The sequence below is a fragment of the Brevibacillus sp. GCM10020057 genome, assembly GCF_042683565.1.
Lineage (GTDB): Bacteria > Bacillota > Bacilli > Brevibacillales > Brevibacillaceae > Brevibacillus.
In genome coordinates, this window is record NZ_JBHUJW010000018.1 from 1 (window position 1) to 15,950 (window position 15,950).

Here is a 15,950-nt window from a genome sequence, read left to right on the forward strand (position 1 = left end):
TAGGCACGCCGCCAGCGTTCGTCCTGAGCCAGGATCAAACTCTCCAATAAAGTTTGTTTCTGGTTCATCGCTTTTTCAAGCTGGCAAATCATTAAATGATAGACTCATCAACGCTTTCGCTGTTCAGTTTTCAAAGAGCATTTTTTGTCGAACGCTTATTACCTTATCACGTTCGCTACCCTCGAGTCAAGATCTTTTTTTATCGAAGTTTGCGATCTTTCCTCGTGTTTTGTCATCGCTCGCTGGCGACAAGGAATAATCTATCATATCTAAAAATCGAAATCAAGAGTTAATTTTGATGGTTATTTATTCCAAGTCGTCCTTCCTGCACGAAGCAACCTTTTTCCCATCCCCATTTTTCATACGCGTAATCTGCTGTGCAGTACCGCTCCTCTCATCCATGCTGCTCCGTTTCAGCTTGAAAAGGGAGAGCTTGTCGGCATTCTTCTTAAGATCGCGCAAATCTAACGCGAAAAGGCAAAAATCCCCAAATTAACCCGTGATTTTTTAACGGTTTTGAACGGCAAAGGGGGCGTCTTTCAGTCAAAAATCGACTTTTGAGACAGCCCCCTGTCGTAATCAATACATGGCAATCAACGTCGCCGCTGCAGCTCGTTCAAGACTTGATCCAGCGGCAGCTTTTGCTCCCGCAAGAGGACCAGCAAGTGGAAGATCAGATCGGCGGCTTCGTAGCGAAGTTCTTCGTGGCTGCGGTTTTTCGCCGCGATAATGACCTCCGCTGCTTCTTCGCCTACCTTCTTCAAAATCTTGTCCACGCCTTTTTCAAACAAATACGTCGTGTAGGAGCCTTCCGGACGCTCTGCTTCCCGTGCGGCAATCAGCTGCTCCAGTTCCCCGAGAATGGCAAACCGGTCAGCGGAAACAGGGGCAGACGCCTCCTGTTCTTTGCTCCCCGTCAACTCGCCGGAGAAGCAGCTGTAAGCCCCTGTATGACACGCTGGCCCGTTTGGCACGACTTGTACGACCAGAGCGTCGCCGTCGCAGTCGTAGCGAATGGAGAGAATCCGCTGGGTATGGCCGGAAGTCGCCCCCTTGTGCCACAGTTCTGCACGCGAGCGGCTCCAGAACCACGTCTCGTTCGTCTCCAGCGACTTTTGCAGGGACTCCTTGTTCATGTACGCAAGCGTCAACACTTCCTTGCTCACGGCATCCTGCACAATAGCGGGAATGAGGCCATTTTCATCGAATTTCAACTGTTCCCACGCGATTTGCTCTGTCATGGCCGCACCACAACTCCTTTATCTTGGAGGTACTCTTTCACCGTTTGAATAGAGGTCTCCTCGTAGTGAAAGATGGAAGCAGCAAGTGCCGCATCCGCCTTTCCTTCTGTCAAAACGTCGTAAAAATGCTCGCGAGAACCGGCGCCGCCGGAAGCAATGACCGGGATGCCGACCGCTTCGGATACCCGTCTGGTCAACTCGAGGCCAAAGCCCTTTTTCTCTCCGTCGTCGTCCATGCTGGTCAAAAGGATTTCCCCTGCTCCCAGCGCTTCCGCTTCCTGCGCCCAGGCGATGACATCTCTGCCCGTCGCATTGCGTCCGCCGTGCGTGTACACTTCCCACCGTTCTCCGCCTACGTTGCGGGCATCGATTGCGACGACGATACATTGGGAGCCGAATACAGTCGCCCCTTCGCGAATCAGCTCCGGCCGCAGCACAGCCGCCGTGTTCAGCGAGATTTTGTCCGCCCCTGCGCGCAGGATGCGCTTCATGTCGTCGACGCTGTTGATGCCGCCGCCGACCGTAAACGGGATGGTGATGTTCGCTGCTGTTCGCTCGATGACATCGACCATCGTTTTGCGGCCTTCATGGGAAGCGGAAATATCGAGGAAGACGAGCTCATCCGCCCGCTCCTCGCTGTATTTTTTGGCGAGCTCCACCGGGTCACCCGCATCGCGCAGCCCGACGAACTGCACGCCTTTGACGACCCGTCCGTCTTTTACGTCCAGGCACGGAATAATTCGTTTGGCCAGCATCCTACACACGCTCCCCCATGCGATTCAGCGCCTCTTCCAAGGTGAAGGCGTCCGTGTACAACGCCTTGCCTACGATAGCACCGGTGACTCCATCCTGTTCATGCGCAGAGAGCGCAAGCAGGTCGTCGAGGTTGCTGACGCCGCCAGATGCGATGACAGACTTGCCCGTTGCGACAGCCAAGGCCGTAATTTCCTCCACATTGGGGCCGGTCAGCGTACCGTCGCGGGCGATGTCCGTGTAAATAAACGTCGTTGCCCCATACGACACGAGCTTTTTCGCCAGCTCTGTCGCGGACACGTCCGTCGTATTCAGCCAGCCGCGCGTCGCCACCATGCCGTTGCGGCAATCGAGCCCGATCGCGATCTTGTCCCCGTACTTCTGCAAAATGCGCCGGGTAAACGGCTCGTCTTCGATCGCCGCCGTCCCGACGATGACTCTCGCCACGCCCGCCTCCAAGTAATCGGCGATCTGCTCCTCCGTCCGAATCCCGCCTCCCACCTGGACAGGCACCGAAATCGTTCGAGCGATTTCCTTGATGATTTCCGCATTGGCGGGCTTTCCTTCCTTGGCTCCGTCGAGATCGACCAGATGCACCCAGTCGGCTCCTTGCGCTACCCAACGCTTTGCCATTTCTAATGGAGAGTCCGCGTACACGGTTTCCTTGGCGTAATCCCCCTGGAACAGCCGGACGCATTTGCCTCCGCGAATATCAATCGCCGGATAAATGATAAAACTCATGCCATGACCCCCTCACACTGTACGGCAAAATTGCGCAGCAGGCGCATCCCGGTCTCTCCGCTCTTTTCCGGGTGGAATTGCATGCCGAATACGTTGTCCCGCCCTGCGATTGCAGTCACATCCTGATGGTAGTCGGTGGTCGCCAGCAATTCCTCTGCATTCGCGACCTGCACGTGGTAGGAATGGACAAAGTAGACGTAGTCGCCCGATTTCACGCCATCGAACAGCCAATGCTCCGCCCGCAGTTGCAGTTGATTCCAGCCCATGTGCGGAATCTTGTAGTCGCCAGCGAAACGGACGACTTCTCCGCCGAGCAGCCCCAGCCCGATGTGCTCGCCGTGCTCCGCGCTTTTGCCAAACAGCAGCTGCATCCCCAGGCAAATGCCCAGGATCGGACGGCCCGTCGCGGCATAATCGTGGATCGCTGACTCCAAGCCCAGTTCGCGGATGTTCGCGATCGCATCGCCGAACGCTCCCACGCCGGGCAGAATCAGCCCGCTGTATTCACGAAGCCGCTCGGGCTGGGCTACAAAGTCATAGGAATAGCCCAGACGCTCCAACGCTTTGCTCAAGCTGTACAGATTGCCCATGCCGTAGTCGATAATGCCGATCATGCTACAAAACCCCTTTGGTGGACGGGACCCCTTTGACGCGCGGGTCGATCGTCGTCGCTTCATCCAGCGCACGGCCAAGTGCCTTGAAGATCGCTTCGATCATGTGGTGGGTGTTGTGTCCGTAGTGCAGGATCACGTGCAGGTTGATTCTGGCCTCCAGCGCGAATTTCCACAAAAACTCGTGCACCAGCTCCGTCGGGAATTGCCCGACCACGTTGGATGGGTAGGTCGCCCGGTACTCCAGATGCGGGCGGTTGCTGATGTCGATCACGACTTGGGCCAGCGCATCGTCCATCGGGACAAAGGCGTTGCCGTAGCGCTTGATCCCTTTTTTGTCCCCGAGCGCCTCACGCAAGGCATGCCCCAGGCAAATGCCGATGTCCTCGACGGTGTGGTGGTAGTCGATCTCGATGTCGCCCTTCGCTTTGACGGTCAGATCAAAGTGCCCGTGCCGCGTAAACAGGTCCAGCATATGGTCGAGAAAAGGAACGCCGGAGTCCTGCTTGCTCTCTCCCGCCCCGTCGATGCCAAAGGAAAGGGCGATTTGTGTCTCGTTGGTGTTGCGCTCGATCCTGGCTGTACGCTTTTGCAACTCACTCATCTACTGTCACGCTCCTGCTCTTCTTCGCGATCAAAGTCTCGTAGTCTTTCGGCAATCGCCCGTCCATGTGCAGCCAGCCCTTCCTGCTCGGCTAGCGCCACGATTTTGCGTCCATTCTCCCGCAAATCGCGCTTGCTGTAGGAAACGACGCTCGATTTTTTGATGAAGTCATCGACAGACAGCGGCGACGAAAAACGCGCAGTGCCATTCGTCGGAATGACGTGATTGGTGCCGGCGAAGTAGTCGCCCACTGGCTCTGAGCTGTACGGCCCGAGGAAAATCGCTCCGGCGTTTTCCACCTTGCCGAGATGCTCGAATGGCTCCGCAATCATAATCTCCAAATGTTCGGGAGCGATCCGGTTGATGGCCGCAAAGCCTTCCTCCAGATCGTCGACAACCAGAATGGCGCCAAAGTCGCGAATGGCAGCCTCTGCTACCTGGCGGCGCGGCAGATCGGCCAGTTGGCGCTCCACCTCTGTTGCCACTTCTTCTGCCAGCTTCTGCGATGTAGTCACGAGGATCGCAGCCGCCATCGGATCGTGCTCGGCCTGTGACAGCAGGTCAGCCGCTACGTAGCGCGGATTGGCGGTGTCGTCAGCCAGCACCGCGATCTCGCTCGGCCCTGCCACCATGTCGATGCTCACCAGCCCGAACACTTCCCGCTTCGCCAACGCGACGAAAATATTACCGGGACCGACGATCTTGTCGACGGCCTTGATCTGCTTCGTGCCGTAAGTGAGCGCCGCAATCGCCTGCGCCCCGCCGACCTTGTAAATCTCCTTCACGCCTGCAATTCTCGCCGCCACGAGGATAGCCGGATTGATTTTGCCGTCTCGTCCCGGCGGCGTCGTGATGACCACTTCCGGCACGCCTGCGATTTTCGCCGGAATGGCATTCATCAGCACACTGGACGGATAAGCCGCCGTTCCGCCCGGCACGTACAGCCCTGCGCGTTTCAAGGGACGCACGATCTGACCGAGCAGCGTCCCGCTCTCTTTCGTGGTGAACCACGACTGGCGCACTTGCCGTTGATGAAAATCCCGGATGTTTTCTGCCGCTTCTGCCAAAGCTGCCGTGACTTCCGGCGAAACTTGGGCGCTAGCCTCCGCAAATTCTTCCTCACTCACGAGAAACTGCTCCAAACGCACGCCGTCGAACCGCTCGGTATAGTCGCGCAGCGCTTCGTCTCCCCGCTCCTGCACGTCCGCGAGAATCGCCTTGACCGCTTCCTGCTGTTCCTTTGTTCCGGAGCCTACCGACCGTTTTCCGTCGAACTGACTGGCTGACATGATGCGCATCCCTGTGTCACCTCTCCACTTTTCTCTCTGCCCTGCTACGCTTTTTTCGGGATGACTTCGAGAAACTTGCCCGCAATGTCATCCACCGCTTCGCTCTTCATCCGATAGCTTGCCCGATTGGCAATCAGCCGCGTCGTAATTTCGCAAATATGCTCCAGCTCCACGAGCCCGTTTTCTTTCAACGTCCGCCCGGTCGAAACGATGTCGACGATGCGATCTGCCAGCCCGATCATCGGAGCCAGCTCCACCGAGCCGTTCAGCTTGATGACCTCCACCTGCTGGCCTTGCTCGCGAAAGTAACGGGAGGCGATCTTCGGATATTTGGTTGCAACCCGCGGCGCCTCCGTCGGCTTCCAGTCCGGCATCCCCGCCACCATCATCCGGCAGTACCCGATCTGCAAATCGAGCAGTTCGTACACATCGCGCTCTTCCTCCAGCAGGACATCCTTTCCTACCACCCCGACATCGGCCACGCCGTATTCGACATAGGTAGGAACATCCGTGGGCTTTGCCAAAATGAACTCCAGACTGGCATTCTCGACCGGGATCACCAGCTTGCGGGAGTCTTGCAGCTCTGCCGTCACCTGAAGGCCAGCCTGCTGCAAAAAGTGGACCGCTTCTTCAAAAATCCGCCCCTTCGGCATGGCGATCGTCAGTTTTTGTGAAAGATCGGAAAAACCCATTCCCTATTCCCCCTGTTTCGTCAAGCAAATGACCTTGCTGTAGGAAGTCCCCGGAAGGCTCTCGGCCTCTTCCCGACTGCCTACAAGCCGGGTCACGACCACGAGTCCGTCCGCCCGCAGCAGCTGCGCCTCGGCCAGCGCATCTGTCCGCCGCTCCTCCGTATAGCACAGCAGAACACGAGCGGCAGGCGGGCTGTCCATGGCAGGTGTCACCATCAGCAAGCGGTCCATTTTGATCGCAAAGCCTGTCGCATGAGCCGGACGGCCAAACTGCGCCAACAGATGGTCGTACCGTCCGCCCCCCAGCAGGGGCGAGCCCAGGTCCGCCGCATAGCCTTCAAAAACGACGCCAGTATAGTAGTTCAGGTTGATAATCAGATTAAAATCCAGCAGCAAGTCGTCCGTCACGCCGTACGCTTCCAGAGCTTCCCACAGCGACGCGATCGTTTCGACCGCCCTTCTCGCCTTTCCGTTCTCCGTAAGAGTCCGGGCTTCGTCGATCTTGTTTTTGCCGCCGCGCAATCGCAGCAGGACCTCGAGCCGTTCTTTCGCTTCCGGAGCCAGTTCCAGTGTAGACAACAACTGGCGGAATCCGACGAAATCCCGTTCCACGAGGAATTGCCGGAACTGATTGCGAACCTGCTCGTCCTCGACCCATTCCTCCAGCAGCCCATCTACGAAATCTACGTGTCCGATAGCGATGCGAAAAGTCTCCACTCCTGCCGCCCGCAGACAAAACACCGCGAGGGCAATCGCTTCGGCATCGGCATCGACGGACGCATCGCCGATCAGCTCGATCCCGGTCTGGAAAAACTCTGCATTGCGTCCGGCTTCCTTTTCCTGCGCCCGGAACACGTTCGCCTGGTAGAACAGGCGCAACGGCAAAGGAACGTTTTTATATAGGGAGGATACGACACGGGCAATCGGCGCCGTCATATCCGGACGCAGCACCACCGTATGTCCCTGTTTATCCAATAGACGAAACATTCGGTCCGTCAACGTCGCGCTGGCCGCCCCTACGGTGTCGTAATATTCCAGTGACGGCGTGGAGATCTCTTCATACCCCCAGCGCTCGATGCATTGGCGCAGCGCCCGTTCCAAATGCCGTTGTTTGGCGAGTGAATCCGGCAAAATGTCCCGCATTCCCAACGGTTTTTCAAATCCCAACGGCTTTGCCATCGCATTTCCCTCCATCGCTCGCGCTTTACTCTGCTAATATGGTAGTAAACTAAAGTGTTATGAAGAAGCGTACCACGTAAACTCGGAGTGGTCAACATCGCTGAGAATAGTCGGAAAATTCTACTTTACACAGTGAGCATGCCCAAAATGCGGCTGCGTCACACTTATGGTCCAATATCAGAAAACACGACCGTACCTCCGTCATTGGCTGAGCAGAAAAGGGAGCCTGCCATGAAGCAGCAGCCCCCCTCGTATAACCTTCCCCGTCTACTTTCTTTCTATTCGTCGCCCGCCTGCATAGCACTGCGGATAATCTGCATAGGATTGCCCCCCACAAAAGCTCCTGCCGGCACATCTTTATGGACGACGGTTCCTGCCGCTACGACCGCTCCCTTGCCGATGGTCACGCCGGGCAAGATGGTCGAATTCGCCCCTACCAGCACATTGTCTTCGATGCGGACTTCCCCCAGCCGGTATTCCTCCACCAGGTATTCATGGGCGAGAATCGTCGTGTTGTAGCCGATGACGCAGTTGCGGCCGATCTTGATCAGCTCGGGAAACATGATGTCCATCATGACCATCAAGGCCACGGCGCTGTGCTGCCCTACCTCCATCCGCAGAAAGGTGCGGTACAGCCAGTTCTTCCAGGACAAGAACGGCGTATACCTCGCCAGCTGGATCACGACAAAGTTTTTCATGACTTTCCAAAAGCTCACCGTCCGATACAACTGCCACAGCGGGTTGGCGCCTTGAACGGGATAACGCGTCGTCTTTCTCATCAGATGTTCTCCTTCTTTTCCTCACTACAAATCGGAATCTTCGAGAATGGCATCCGACTGTTTGCGCGAGAAGTGAACCGCCGCATTGTAGCCCATCCGTTTCAGGCGGAAGTTCATCGCCGCCACTTCGATGATGACTGCCAGGTTGCGGCCAGGGCGAACCGGCACGGTAATAATCGGGATATCCGTATCCATGATTTTCAGTGTTTCCTCGTCCAATCCGAGACGCTCGTACATTTTTTGCGGCTCCCACAGCTCCAGCTGCACGACCATTTCAATATTTTTCACATTCCGCACAGCGCCGGCGCCGAACATGGTCATGACGTTGATAATCCCTACCCCGCGGATTTCCAGCAGGTGCTGAATCAGCTCGGGCGCACTGCCGCTCAACTGCCCAGACTGCGTCTGCCGGATTTCCACCGCATCATCGGCCACGAGGCGATGCCCGCGCTTGACCAGCTCCAGCGCCGCCTCGCTTTTCCCGATTCCGCTGGAGCCCATGATCAGGACGCCCACGCCGTAAATATCCGTGAGCACGCCGTGAATGGTCGTCGTCGGTGCCAGGCGGTTTTCGAGGAAGTTCGTCATTTTGCCGACCAATGTCGTCGTAGCCAGCGGAGAATGCAGGATCGGAACCCCGTGTTCGTTGGACACCTCGATCATTTCCTCCGGCACCGGCTGATTGCGAGTCACGCAAAAGCACGGCGTCTGCCCCTGCATGAGAAAATGCATTCGCTCAAGCCGCTTCTCCCGGTCGAGAGTCTGAAAAAAGTTGATTTCGGTCAATCCAAAGATCTGGATGCGCTCACCCGCATAATACGAATAGTAACCTGCCAGTTGCAGCCCCGGTCTGCTCAGGTCGGTTACGGTAATCTCTCGCCCCAGGCCTTCTTCGCCGCTAAGGACCGCCATATTGAAATGTTCGGCGAGATGGCTGACATTCGTCTTTCGCATGTGTTTCCCCCTACCTTGGGATTTCCGTCCCGTTTGTGTACCTCTATTGTAGCGAAGGGGCCTGCCTGCGACAACCTTCCCCCGGGGCAGGGAAGCTGAAAGAGAGAGGTTGAAACCGTACGCAATCTTCGGGGCGAACAAGAGATTGACAATGCCACGAGCGACATCTGTCACATCATTTACATTTTTCAGGTTATTTTTTAAGATAGAAAATGTATTGGTCTAAGGCGCTACATAGGTTACAGTTAATTTGACATCATTCGTTCCAGGAATTTCGGACAGAGGGGGAGACACCGCTTTGGATTTCATACTTCGATTCGTACTTGTGGACATACCCGAGGCCCTCTTGTTGCTTGCTATCGCTTTGTCCATATTCAATCTATCGATACTTGAAAAAAAGAAGCAGGCGCTTTGCTTCAGTTTCTTCTTTTCTGTCGCTGGTGAGTTGCTTTCTTATTTCGATGTGTACTACCAGCCAAAGGTACTGCTCATGTTCCCGCTTGCAAGCCTGCTCATTTCCTGGTTGTATCGCTTCAACATCTTAAAGTCGGTCTTTATGGGAACGGCCGCCATCTGCTCGATGGTCGTCGCAGAATCGATTGTGCTTGCCATTTTTAACAGCCAGCATATCTACTTTGAAGAGATTCTCTCCACGACGATGCAGACGATCACCCTGCGCTGCCTGTATTTGGGGCTTTTTTTGCTTGCTGTCGTTTTGCTGCGGGTCACAAAATTCGATATTCACCGATTGTTGCCGGACAACCGTCACAACCGCTATCTCTTCTTACTCGTGCTCGTGGGCAGCATCGAGTTTCTTTTGATTCTCTTTTTGAATACATCATTTTTCTTGCGGGATAACAACTCCCGTCTGCTGGCCTTCTATTCGCCGCAGTTCCAGATGATGATTCAGCTTTTGATTCTGGCCCTTTTTATCGTCATCGTCATTTTGTTCCGCATTTACCTGACGCTCACCATTAATCGGGTAGAGGAAGAAACCGGAACGCCGTATCTGAACAGCATTCACGACCTGGTCACTGCGATCCGCTCCATCAAGCACGATTCGCTGAATCACTACACCGCGATCAACGGCTTTCTGAAAAAGGGGTACGTAGATCTGGCCAAAGAATACGTGGGGCATCTGCTGGAAGAGACAGTCACGGTAGAGAAGTCGGTGGACTCCAGCTCGCAATTGCTGGAAGGCATCAAAAATCCGGCTGTCTCCTCCTTGCTGCAATCCAAAATGGAGGTCTGCCTGGCGGAGCGAATCGCGCTGACCATGAACATCCATACGGTCAACCAGTTTCCGCAAATCAAAACGTACGACCTGATCAAGGTGCTGGGCAACCTGTTCGACAACGCCATTCGCGCCACTTCCTACGAGCTGGAGGAAAACCGTTTTATCCGTCTCGAATGGGGGCAGGACGAGCGTGAGCATTACCTGATGATCGAAAACAGCGGCCCGACGATTCCTAAAGACAAACTATCCAGAATCTTCCAATCCGGGTACACCACCAAAAAGGAAGGCGATGGAGGTCTGGGACTTTCCATCGTCAAAACGGTCACAGACCGGTACGGCGGCAAAATCACGGTCCGGTCCGAGGATGGCGTAACCAGCTTTCGCGTTTCCTTTCTCAGTCGGTAGCTTGTGACGCTCGATGGCTTGATTCCTGTTCAAAGGGGGAACTCGCCCATGAAGTGGACAGAAAAAGTATCCATGCGTCTTGCCAAGTGTCTCAAAACAGAAGAAACACCGCATTCGCTGGGGACACTTGCCCATGGCATCGAAATCTTTTTGCTGAACGCAATCAATCTGGCTGCACTGATTCTATGTTCCCTGGTCTTCCATCTTTTCCGGGAAGCCATGTTGCTGTTCTGTTTCTTTTACTTGCACCGCCTGTTCAGCGGCGGTGTCCACCTGCGCAGCCCGTGGACTTGTTTGGGGGCTACTCTCGCCCTGATGCTTGGCGGCGGATACCTGCTGAAGCAGCTGCCTGTCGTGCCAGCGCCCTACGCGCAGTTGCTGATCCTCGCTGTCGTCGGAATTTCGTTTCGGATTAACTATCGCTACGCGCCCGCCGAGCATACATACGTGCCGCACAACCCTGCCGTCCAGCGCAGAAGCCGTTTCATCCTCCTGTTGCTGATCGGAACGGGTTGTTTCTTTTTTTCTCTACTAGTAGAATATATCTACCAAACCAGCATGACGTATGCACTAGCAGTTCTCTTGCAATCCGTTCTTCTCATGCCGCGTACATATCGATTCGTGTCGCGTTTGGCAAACTTTTGACGAGAGGGTGGTTTTCAATGAAGAAGTTGCGTACCTTGCTTTCCGGTTTTTTTGCTGTCCTTTCAGCGCTGAACATTTCGGGTGTACTGAAGGGCGGCGCTGTGTACGAGCCCCTTCCTCCTCACTTGCGAGAGAAGCAGAACGAATTTCTTCGATGATTACACTCGCCTGCCTGGTCATAACCCAGTCAGGCAGATTGCATAAAACCCATAGCCAAGCGGCGAGCGCTTTCCGATACGCAATCGGGAAGCGCTCGCCTTGTTTTTTTGACACCGCCTCTGATTGTAGACGGTCTTGTATTTTACTTTGGTTATCGCTTTTGTGAACTAACTGGGAAGCAGTTCGTTTCGCCGTTCCAAAAGGGAGGATGTTTATCTTGAACTTGCGAGTGGCTGACGATCTCTTTTCCTTTTCAGAATGAATCGTCTGTCTATATTGAAAGCGATAAGCCATGCTGTCAAAACAAGGAGAACCGGTATGCCGAAAGCTTCATAGGAAAACGGACTGCCATCGAAGTGTAGATTGGTCGCACGGTATTCCAACCGCTTCGCCCCATATTTGGCGGTTAGAACGTCCTCCTGCTTCGCTATATCTTCCAGTGGCGCATCAAAGATAAATCGGTCAGCGGAGCCGCTGTGAATGAACTCAGGCGTCACGTGATTTCCCTTTTTGTTCCACTCTTTGACATCTTCCGCTGCTAAAGACTCCGCCTCTACGCCCGGAACAAACAGACGATCCAGCTTCGGCGCATTCGACATTTGATATCGGGTGACCAGGTTCAGGTGATACTTCGTGACGACAGGCTGCTTGGCGTCTGAAATGGTGTACACCTTTGTTGTTCCAGAAGCAGCATACGTATCAAAAATCGTCGCAAGGGCTCCGTCATCCATTCCGTTATATAACAAGACCCCTGCGCTTTTTTTGTTCCATTGGAATGCCTGGTTGAACGTAAAAATCAATTCCGTTCGATCCACGTAATAGGGATCTACCTTCGGGTCTTTGACGAAATGATACGAAGGGTAATTCATCTCTTTCGCTATTTTCTCCGCCATGGGTTCTCCCAATTGCTGCGAGATCACATGGAGGATGGCATCGATTCCTGAAGTGAGAGCTGCTGAGGAGACAATGTTCCCGTCCTCAACATAACGCACCCCTCTATTCCACTTTGTATCCGGATAGCTATTGATTTCACCATAATCGAAACTTTTCCAGTCCGTGGTTGCTTCTTTCCCTTTCAGTAAACCCGTATCAGCCAGGTTCACCCCTCCAGCGCAAATACTTACCAGCTTCGTATCGGCATGTTTTTGTATCCATTCCCGAACAGGCTTATACTTGGCTTCGTCAACTCTGGGCATGGCCGGAATCACAATTACATCGGGACTTTTTCCTAACAAGCGATCCAGTTCAGCAAAAGAATAGTGCGGCATCAGGTCCAAACCACCGGAGAGTGTTTTCACATTTTTGTCTGGCGCTACTGCATAGACGTTATAAGACTCCGTCATGGCGAACATTTCATACGGAACCAAAAAATCAAACACTTCTGTCGTCGGATCGGATAAGAGAACCGCTACTGTTGGTTTTTCCGGATGATGCTCAGGGATGCTCATTTCTTGCAAAGCAGGCATTGGGGTCTGGCGGGTAGGAATCCAGTATCCCTGGTTAGAGCGAATATACCCAAACGCACCGACTCCCCCGAAAAGGATCACGAACGTCATGACATAAACACCGATACGTAATAAAATCTTCATTTTTGATTCTCCTCTGTCCTGAATATTTGCTTGTGTTCTTTTCTCACCGATGATTCCATTCGATACATCAAGCGACATCTGGAATCATCTTATCGTGACAGAAGAACCTACAACGCGCAAAAAATGGCAACCTCAACGCAAAAGATTGCGGTATTCACGCAAAGTGCGGCTGATCCCTTTCGGGGCGGCAAATTCTGCTTCAACAAAAAAGCCGGTAGCTACCGGCCTATCCGTATCAATATAGATCTTCACTTGGGAGTATTCCTAAGGCTTTGGCTTTTTTAATGACCTCAACCCGTGAGTTGACGTGTAATTTCTCGAATATGGCTGTGATGCTGTATTCCAGTTTCCGCTGGCTGATCATCAGCGTTTTGGAAATCTCTTTGTTGCTTTTCCCTTTCGCCAACTCTCGCAGCAGTTTTTCTTCATCACTCGTAATCGTAGAATTTTCCCGTTCCTTTCCGCCGTGCAACACAATTTCCTGGCGTCTTAGCTGCTTCAGGAGCTGTATGGGGACAATGGCCTCTTTCCTCGCTGCACAGCGAATGGCCTGGATCAGCTGTTCGCGGGTGGAGGTTTTTGCAATAAAGCCGGAAACACCGGATTCCATAAGCAAATTGAAATGAGGCGCAATATCAAAGCCGGAATAAATGAGAATGACTGCATCGGGCACGTATTCTAGCACCTTGCGCGTCAAATCTGCCCCGTTGATATTTGGCATGTACAAATCGAACAGCATCACATCAAATTTTTTGAGTCGTACCAAATCCGGCACTGCATACACATCCGCCTCGATCGTGACATTCATGTCCGGCTCGGATTCGATCAACATTTTTGTCCCTTCTACCACCGATCTGTGATCGTCGACCAATAATATTTCCATAGCGTTCACCTCTGTGCATGTAAGGGTAAAGATATGTTTACATGTAACCCTTGCCCTGAAGCGGATTTCAGAGTTACTTCCCCTTCTAAGCTGAGAACCCTTTTTTCAATGCCTGTAATCCCCATGTGTTGAAAGGAACCTTCAAAAGCAGAAAGATCCATTCCTACTCCATCGTCTGAGTAGGTGAAATTCAGATGGTCATCCATGCAAGCCAACGAAATCGTCACCTTGTTTGCCTGGGAGTGCTTTGTCGCATTGTTTAGCAGTTCTTGCACGATCCGATACAGACCCAGGATTTGATCCTCGTTTAGCGTACAATCAAATTGATCTGTTATGAATTCGATCTCATAGTTGGAAAACATGCGCGTATACGAGAAGAGACTTTTCAGTGACTCAACCAGCCCCATTTTTAGAAGAAACGGGGGGCGCAGCTCGTTACAGGTAATACGGAGTTGATGGATGGCATCGAGTAGACCCTCTTCAATTTGTTCAAGCTGAACTTGCGTTTCCCTGGCCAATATAGCAGAGGAACGTAACGATTCAAGCTTGCGGTACCAGATAATCAAATCCTGAAGTACCGAATCGTGAAGATCGCTGGAGAGCGATGCCCTTTCCTTTTCAGATAGCTTAAACAGAAGTTTCAGCATCCATTTGGGCGTCACATCTTGGGTTACCATGTCCTCAAGTCGCTTCATCAAATCTTCAATCAGATGCAGATTGTCATAAAGAATGGTAACGTAATGAACCGCCGTTTCGAGCCATTCCTCCTCAATCCTTACCATGACATGATCCATTGAAATTCGTAAATAGACAGGGTTCTGCTTTTCTGCTATTTTGATCCATCTTTCTGACGTATTCCGTACAGTATGTTCCTGTTCGCGCGGGATTTCTTCAATGGATATACTGGTAACCGGAAACACTGACTTTATCTCTTCCATAAGTCGGTTCTCGAGTTCTGATACTTTCATGACGCTGACCAGATCGTTGGAGAAACGGTTCAAGCTTTTCTGAAGTGTTTTGTACCTCTCTTCGCTTTGGATCAACTTCCGCTCATCTTGTTTCCGTTGTGTAATGTCTTTTACGATTCCATGTATGCCGTTTAACTCTCCCGAAAGAAAGATAGGGACAAACGAAATACTCACGATCTTCTCTCCGTACTTGGGGCTCGTGATACGGCACTCAATATCCATCGGCTCTCGAGTTTGCATGACATGAAAAATTGCTTCAAACACAACCGGATGATCTTCATCCACAATTAATCCGAGAAAGCAACGATCTGGAAGCTTGTCTAATTGGATACCGGTAAGGTTTTCAAAAGATCGGTTAGCATTCACAAAATAAAAGTTGTTCAATTCAATAGAAAATACGCCGTCCAAATTGTTTTCAAACAACGATTTATACCGCTGTTCGCTCTCCTCCAACGCCATTTCCGAACGTTTCTGTTCGGTAATATCCAACAGGATCGTGTCGAATCGTTCAATTGCGCCTGTTTGATCGAATTGGGGATGTATCACTAATTTTGCCCATTTGATTGCTTCCGGATCATCTATGAACCGAATGACCTGTTCAGTCGGCATTCCCATTTCAACCTTCCGTTTGACATCTCCCATAATGATAGTGTTATCTTCCGGATGGATATAGTTATGGAAGCTCATAGGATTGGACATGATTTCTTCCCGGGATACTCTGACCATTTTCTCAATACTCCGGGAGCAGAACGTGAATTTCGTAAAATCTTTGTCTATGGAGAAGACGGCAGCGTTTACATTATCCAAAATATTCTCAAGTAATTCTTCAATCCGAGAATCTTCGTTAGGAAGCAGGGCAATTTGATCCATCTTCTCTTCCCTTACACCGTTCTTCAATACGACAGTGTATCCGATGATTTCATTTGCATCGTCCTGAATACTGACTTTTTCAACACTCGCGCTGTTCGTAAGGAGCTCTGCAAGGTCTGTCCCTTTGCCAATGAGTTGTTGAAAAGCATCATTATTCCAAATCATTCGGCCATTCAGATCCACTATGTAAATCGGATCTGGCAGCTGTTTCAGCAATTGCTGGGCACCTTTCACCACACCTTGCATTTGATCCATTGTCTTTTCTCCTCTGAGAAGATTGTATATTCACTACTGACATTATACGGAATGTCAGATTACGCGGAGCGCAAAAAAGTAGCGAGAGTCCGCAAT

General features: G+C 52.4%; 16 protein-coding genes. 3 read left to right on the forward strand and 13 right to left on the reverse strand.

Annotated elements, in window-relative coordinates; genetic code table 11:
- Positions 1 to 259, forward strand: a 259-nt coding sequence (locus ACFSO0_RS05030) for a hypothetical protein (RefSeq protein ID WP_376877190.1), incomplete at its 5' end; no start/stop codon positions are given.
- Positions 260 to 593: 334 nt separating this feature from the next.
- Here ACFSO0_RS05030 and hisIE read toward each other — a convergent pair.
- The 10 genes from hisIE to hprK all read right to left on the reverse strand — a co-directional run bounded on the left by hisIE (position 594) and on the right by hprK (position 8,843).
- On the reverse strand, positions 594 to 1,241 hold the full coding sequence (gene hisIE / locus ACFSO0_RS05035; RefSeq protein WP_376877193.1) for a bifunctional phosphoribosyl-AMP cyclohydrolase/phosphoribosyl-ATP diphosphatase HisIE: 648 nt from the start codon (positions 1,239 to 1,241) through the stop codon (positions 594 to 596).
- Positions 1,238 to 1,996 (reverse strand): imidazole glycerol phosphate synthase subunit HisF, encoded by a 759-nt coding sequence (gene hisF, locus ACFSO0_RS05040; protein WP_376877196.1) that lies wholly within the window; start codon positions 1,994 to 1,996, stop codon positions 1,238 to 1,240. The genes hisIE and hisF overlap by 4 nt, the downstream gene beginning before the upstream one ends.
- Position 1,997: 1 nt before the next feature.
- Positions 1,998 to 2,735, reverse strand: coding sequence for a 1-(5-phosphoribosyl)-5-[(5-phosphoribosylamino)methylideneamino]imidazole-4-carboxamide isomerase (gene hisA / locus ACFSO0_RS05045; protein WP_376877199.1), 738 nt, complete (start codon positions 2,733 to 2,735; stop codon positions 1,998 to 2,000).
- The gene (hisH, locus tag ACFSO0_RS05050; protein ID WP_376877202.1) at positions 2,732 to 3,349 is read right to left on the reverse strand and encodes an imidazole glycerol phosphate synthase subunit HisH; all 618 of its coding nucleotides are present in this window, start codon (positions 3,347 to 3,349) and stop codon (positions 2,732 to 2,734) included. The genes hisA and hisH overlap by 4 nt, the downstream gene beginning before the upstream one ends.
- Before the next feature lies 1 nt (position 3,350).
- Entirely contained in the window at positions 3,351 to 3,950 is a 600-nt protein-coding gene (gene hisB, locus ACFSO0_RS05055; protein WP_376877205.1) for an imidazoleglycerol-phosphate dehydratase HisB, read from the reverse strand.
- Positions 3,947 to 5,248 (reverse strand): histidinol dehydrogenase, encoded by a 1,302-nt coding sequence (gene hisD, locus ACFSO0_RS05060; RefSeq protein WP_376877208.1) that lies wholly within the window; start codon positions 5,246 to 5,248, stop codon positions 3,947 to 3,949. The genes hisB and hisD overlap by 4 nt, the downstream gene beginning before the upstream one ends.
- Before the next feature lie 35 nt (positions 5,249 to 5,283).
- Complete coding sequence (hisG, locus tag ACFSO0_RS05065; protein WP_376877211.1) at positions 5,284 to 5,931, reverse strand: ATP phosphoribosyltransferase; 648 nt, start codon at positions 5,929 to 5,931, stop codon at positions 5,284 to 5,286.
- 3 nt (positions 5,932 to 5,934) lie between these two features.
- Positions 5,935 to 7,110: an ATP phosphoribosyltransferase regulatory subunit gene (locus ACFSO0_RS05070; protein WP_376877214.1), complete on the reverse strand. Its 1,176-nt coding sequence runs from the start codon at positions 7,108 to 7,110 to the stop codon at positions 5,935 to 5,937.
- A gap of 278 nt (positions 7,111 to 7,388) precedes the next feature.
- The gene (locus ACFSO0_RS05075) at positions 7,389 to 7,889 is read right to left on the reverse strand and encodes an acyltransferase (protein ID WP_376877217.1); all 501 of its coding nucleotides are present in this window, start codon (positions 7,887 to 7,889) and stop codon (positions 7,389 to 7,391) included.
- A 24-nt stretch (positions 7,890 to 7,913) separates the two neighbouring features.
- Complete coding sequence (gene hprK / locus ACFSO0_RS05080; protein ID WP_376877220.1) at positions 7,914 to 8,843, reverse strand: HPr(Ser) kinase/phosphatase; 930 nt, start codon at positions 8,841 to 8,843, stop codon at positions 7,914 to 7,916.
- Between the two features lie 445 nt (positions 8,844 to 9,288).
- On the opposite strand from hprK, the gene ACFSO0_RS05085 reads away from it, so the two are divergent.
- Both ACFSO0_RS05085 and ACFSO0_RS05090 read left to right on the forward strand, forming a co-directional pair.
- Positions 9,289 to 10,485 (forward strand): sensor histidine kinase, encoded by a 1,197-nt coding sequence (locus tag ACFSO0_RS05085; protein WP_376877223.1) that lies wholly within the window; start codon positions 9,289 to 9,291, stop codon positions 10,483 to 10,485.
- Positions 10,486 to 10,533: 48 nt separating this feature from the next.
- A complete protein-coding gene (locus ACFSO0_RS05090) occupies positions 10,534 to 11,130 on the forward strand; it encodes an accessory gene regulator ArgB-like protein (protein ID WP_376877225.1) in 597 nt (198 codons plus the stop codon).
- 371 nt (positions 11,131 to 11,501) lie between these two features.
- Here the strand turns inward: ACFSO0_RS05090 and ACFSO0_RS05095 are convergent, their stop codons facing one another.
- The 3 genes from ACFSO0_RS05095 to ACFSO0_RS05105 all read right to left on the reverse strand — a co-directional run bounded on the left by ACFSO0_RS05095 (position 11,502) and on the right by ACFSO0_RS05105 (position 15,854).
- The gene (locus ACFSO0_RS05095; protein ID WP_376877455.1) at positions 11,502 to 12,878 is read right to left on the reverse strand and encodes a DJ-1/PfpI family protein; all 1,377 of its coding nucleotides are present in this window, start codon (positions 12,876 to 12,878) and stop codon (positions 11,502 to 11,504) included.
- A 235-nt stretch (positions 12,879 to 13,113) separates the two neighbouring features.
- Positions 13,114 to 13,761 carry a response regulator transcription factor gene (locus ACFSO0_RS05100; RefSeq protein WP_376877228.1) on the reverse strand — a complete coding sequence of 216 codons (648 nt, stop codon included), beginning with the start codon at positions 13,759 to 13,761 and terminating at the stop codon, positions 13,114 to 13,116.
- A gap of 5 nt (positions 13,762 to 13,766) precedes the next feature.
- The gene (locus tag ACFSO0_RS05105) at positions 13,767 to 15,854 is read right to left on the reverse strand and encodes a PAS domain-containing sensor histidine kinase (protein WP_376877231.1); all 2,088 of its coding nucleotides are present in this window, start codon (positions 15,852 to 15,854) and stop codon (positions 13,767 to 13,769) included.
- Positions 15,855 to 15,950 lie beyond the last annotated feature (96 nt).

Bases quoted from the DNA above. Each gene is read 5' to 3' on its own strand.
- ACFSO0_RS05095 (WP_376877455.1), bottom strand. From the start codon at position 12,878: ATGAAGATTTTATTACGTATCGGTGTTTATGTCATGACGTTCGTGATC.
- ACFSO0_RS05100 (WP_376877228.1), bottom strand. From the start codon at position 13,761: ATGGAAATATTATTGGTCGACGATCACAGATCGGTGGTAGAAGGGACA.
- hisIE (WP_376877193.1), bottom strand. From the start codon at position 1,241: ATGACAGAGCAAATCGCGTGGGAACAGTTGAAATTCGATGAAAATGGC.
- hisH (WP_376877202.1), bottom strand. From the start codon at position 3,349: ATGATCGGCATTATCGACTACGGCATGGGCAATCTGTACAGCTTGAGC.
- hisD (WP_376877208.1), bottom strand. From the start codon at position 5,248: ATGCGCATCATGTCAGCCAGTCAGTTCGACGGAAAACGGTCGGTAGGC.
- hisF (WP_376877196.1), bottom strand. From the start codon at position 1,996: ATGCTGGCCAAACGAATTATTCCGTGCCTGGACGTAAAAGACGGACGG.
- ACFSO0_RS05070 (WP_376877214.1), bottom strand. From the start codon at position 7,110: ATGGCAAAGCCGTTGGGATTTGAAAAACCGTTGGGAATGCGGGACATT.
- hprK (WP_376877220.1), bottom strand. From the start codon at position 8,843: ATGCGAAAGACGAATGTCAGCCATCTCGCCGAACATTTCAATATGGCG.
- hisG (WP_376877211.1), bottom strand. From the start codon at position 5,931: ATGGGTTTTTCCGATCTTTCACAAAAACTGACGATCGCCATGCCGAAG.
- ACFSO0_RS05090 (WP_376877225.1), top strand. From the start codon at position 10,534: ATGAAGTGGACAGAAAAAGTATCCATGCGTCTTGCCAAGTGTCTCAAA.
- ACFSO0_RS05075 (WP_376877217.1), bottom strand. From the start codon at position 7,889: ATGAGAAAGACGACGCGTTATCCCGTTCAAGGCGCCAACCCGCTGTGG.
- ACFSO0_RS05105 (WP_376877231.1), bottom strand. From the start codon at position 15,854: ATGGATCAAATGCAAGGTGTGGTGAAAGGTGCCCAGCAATTGCTGAAA.
- hisA (WP_376877199.1), bottom strand. From the start codon at position 2,735: ATGAGTTTTATCATTTATCCGGCGATTGATATTCGCGGAGGCAAATGC.
- hisB (WP_376877205.1), bottom strand. From the start codon at position 3,950: ATGAGTGAGTTGCAAAAGCGTACAGCCAGGATCGAGCGCAACACCAAC.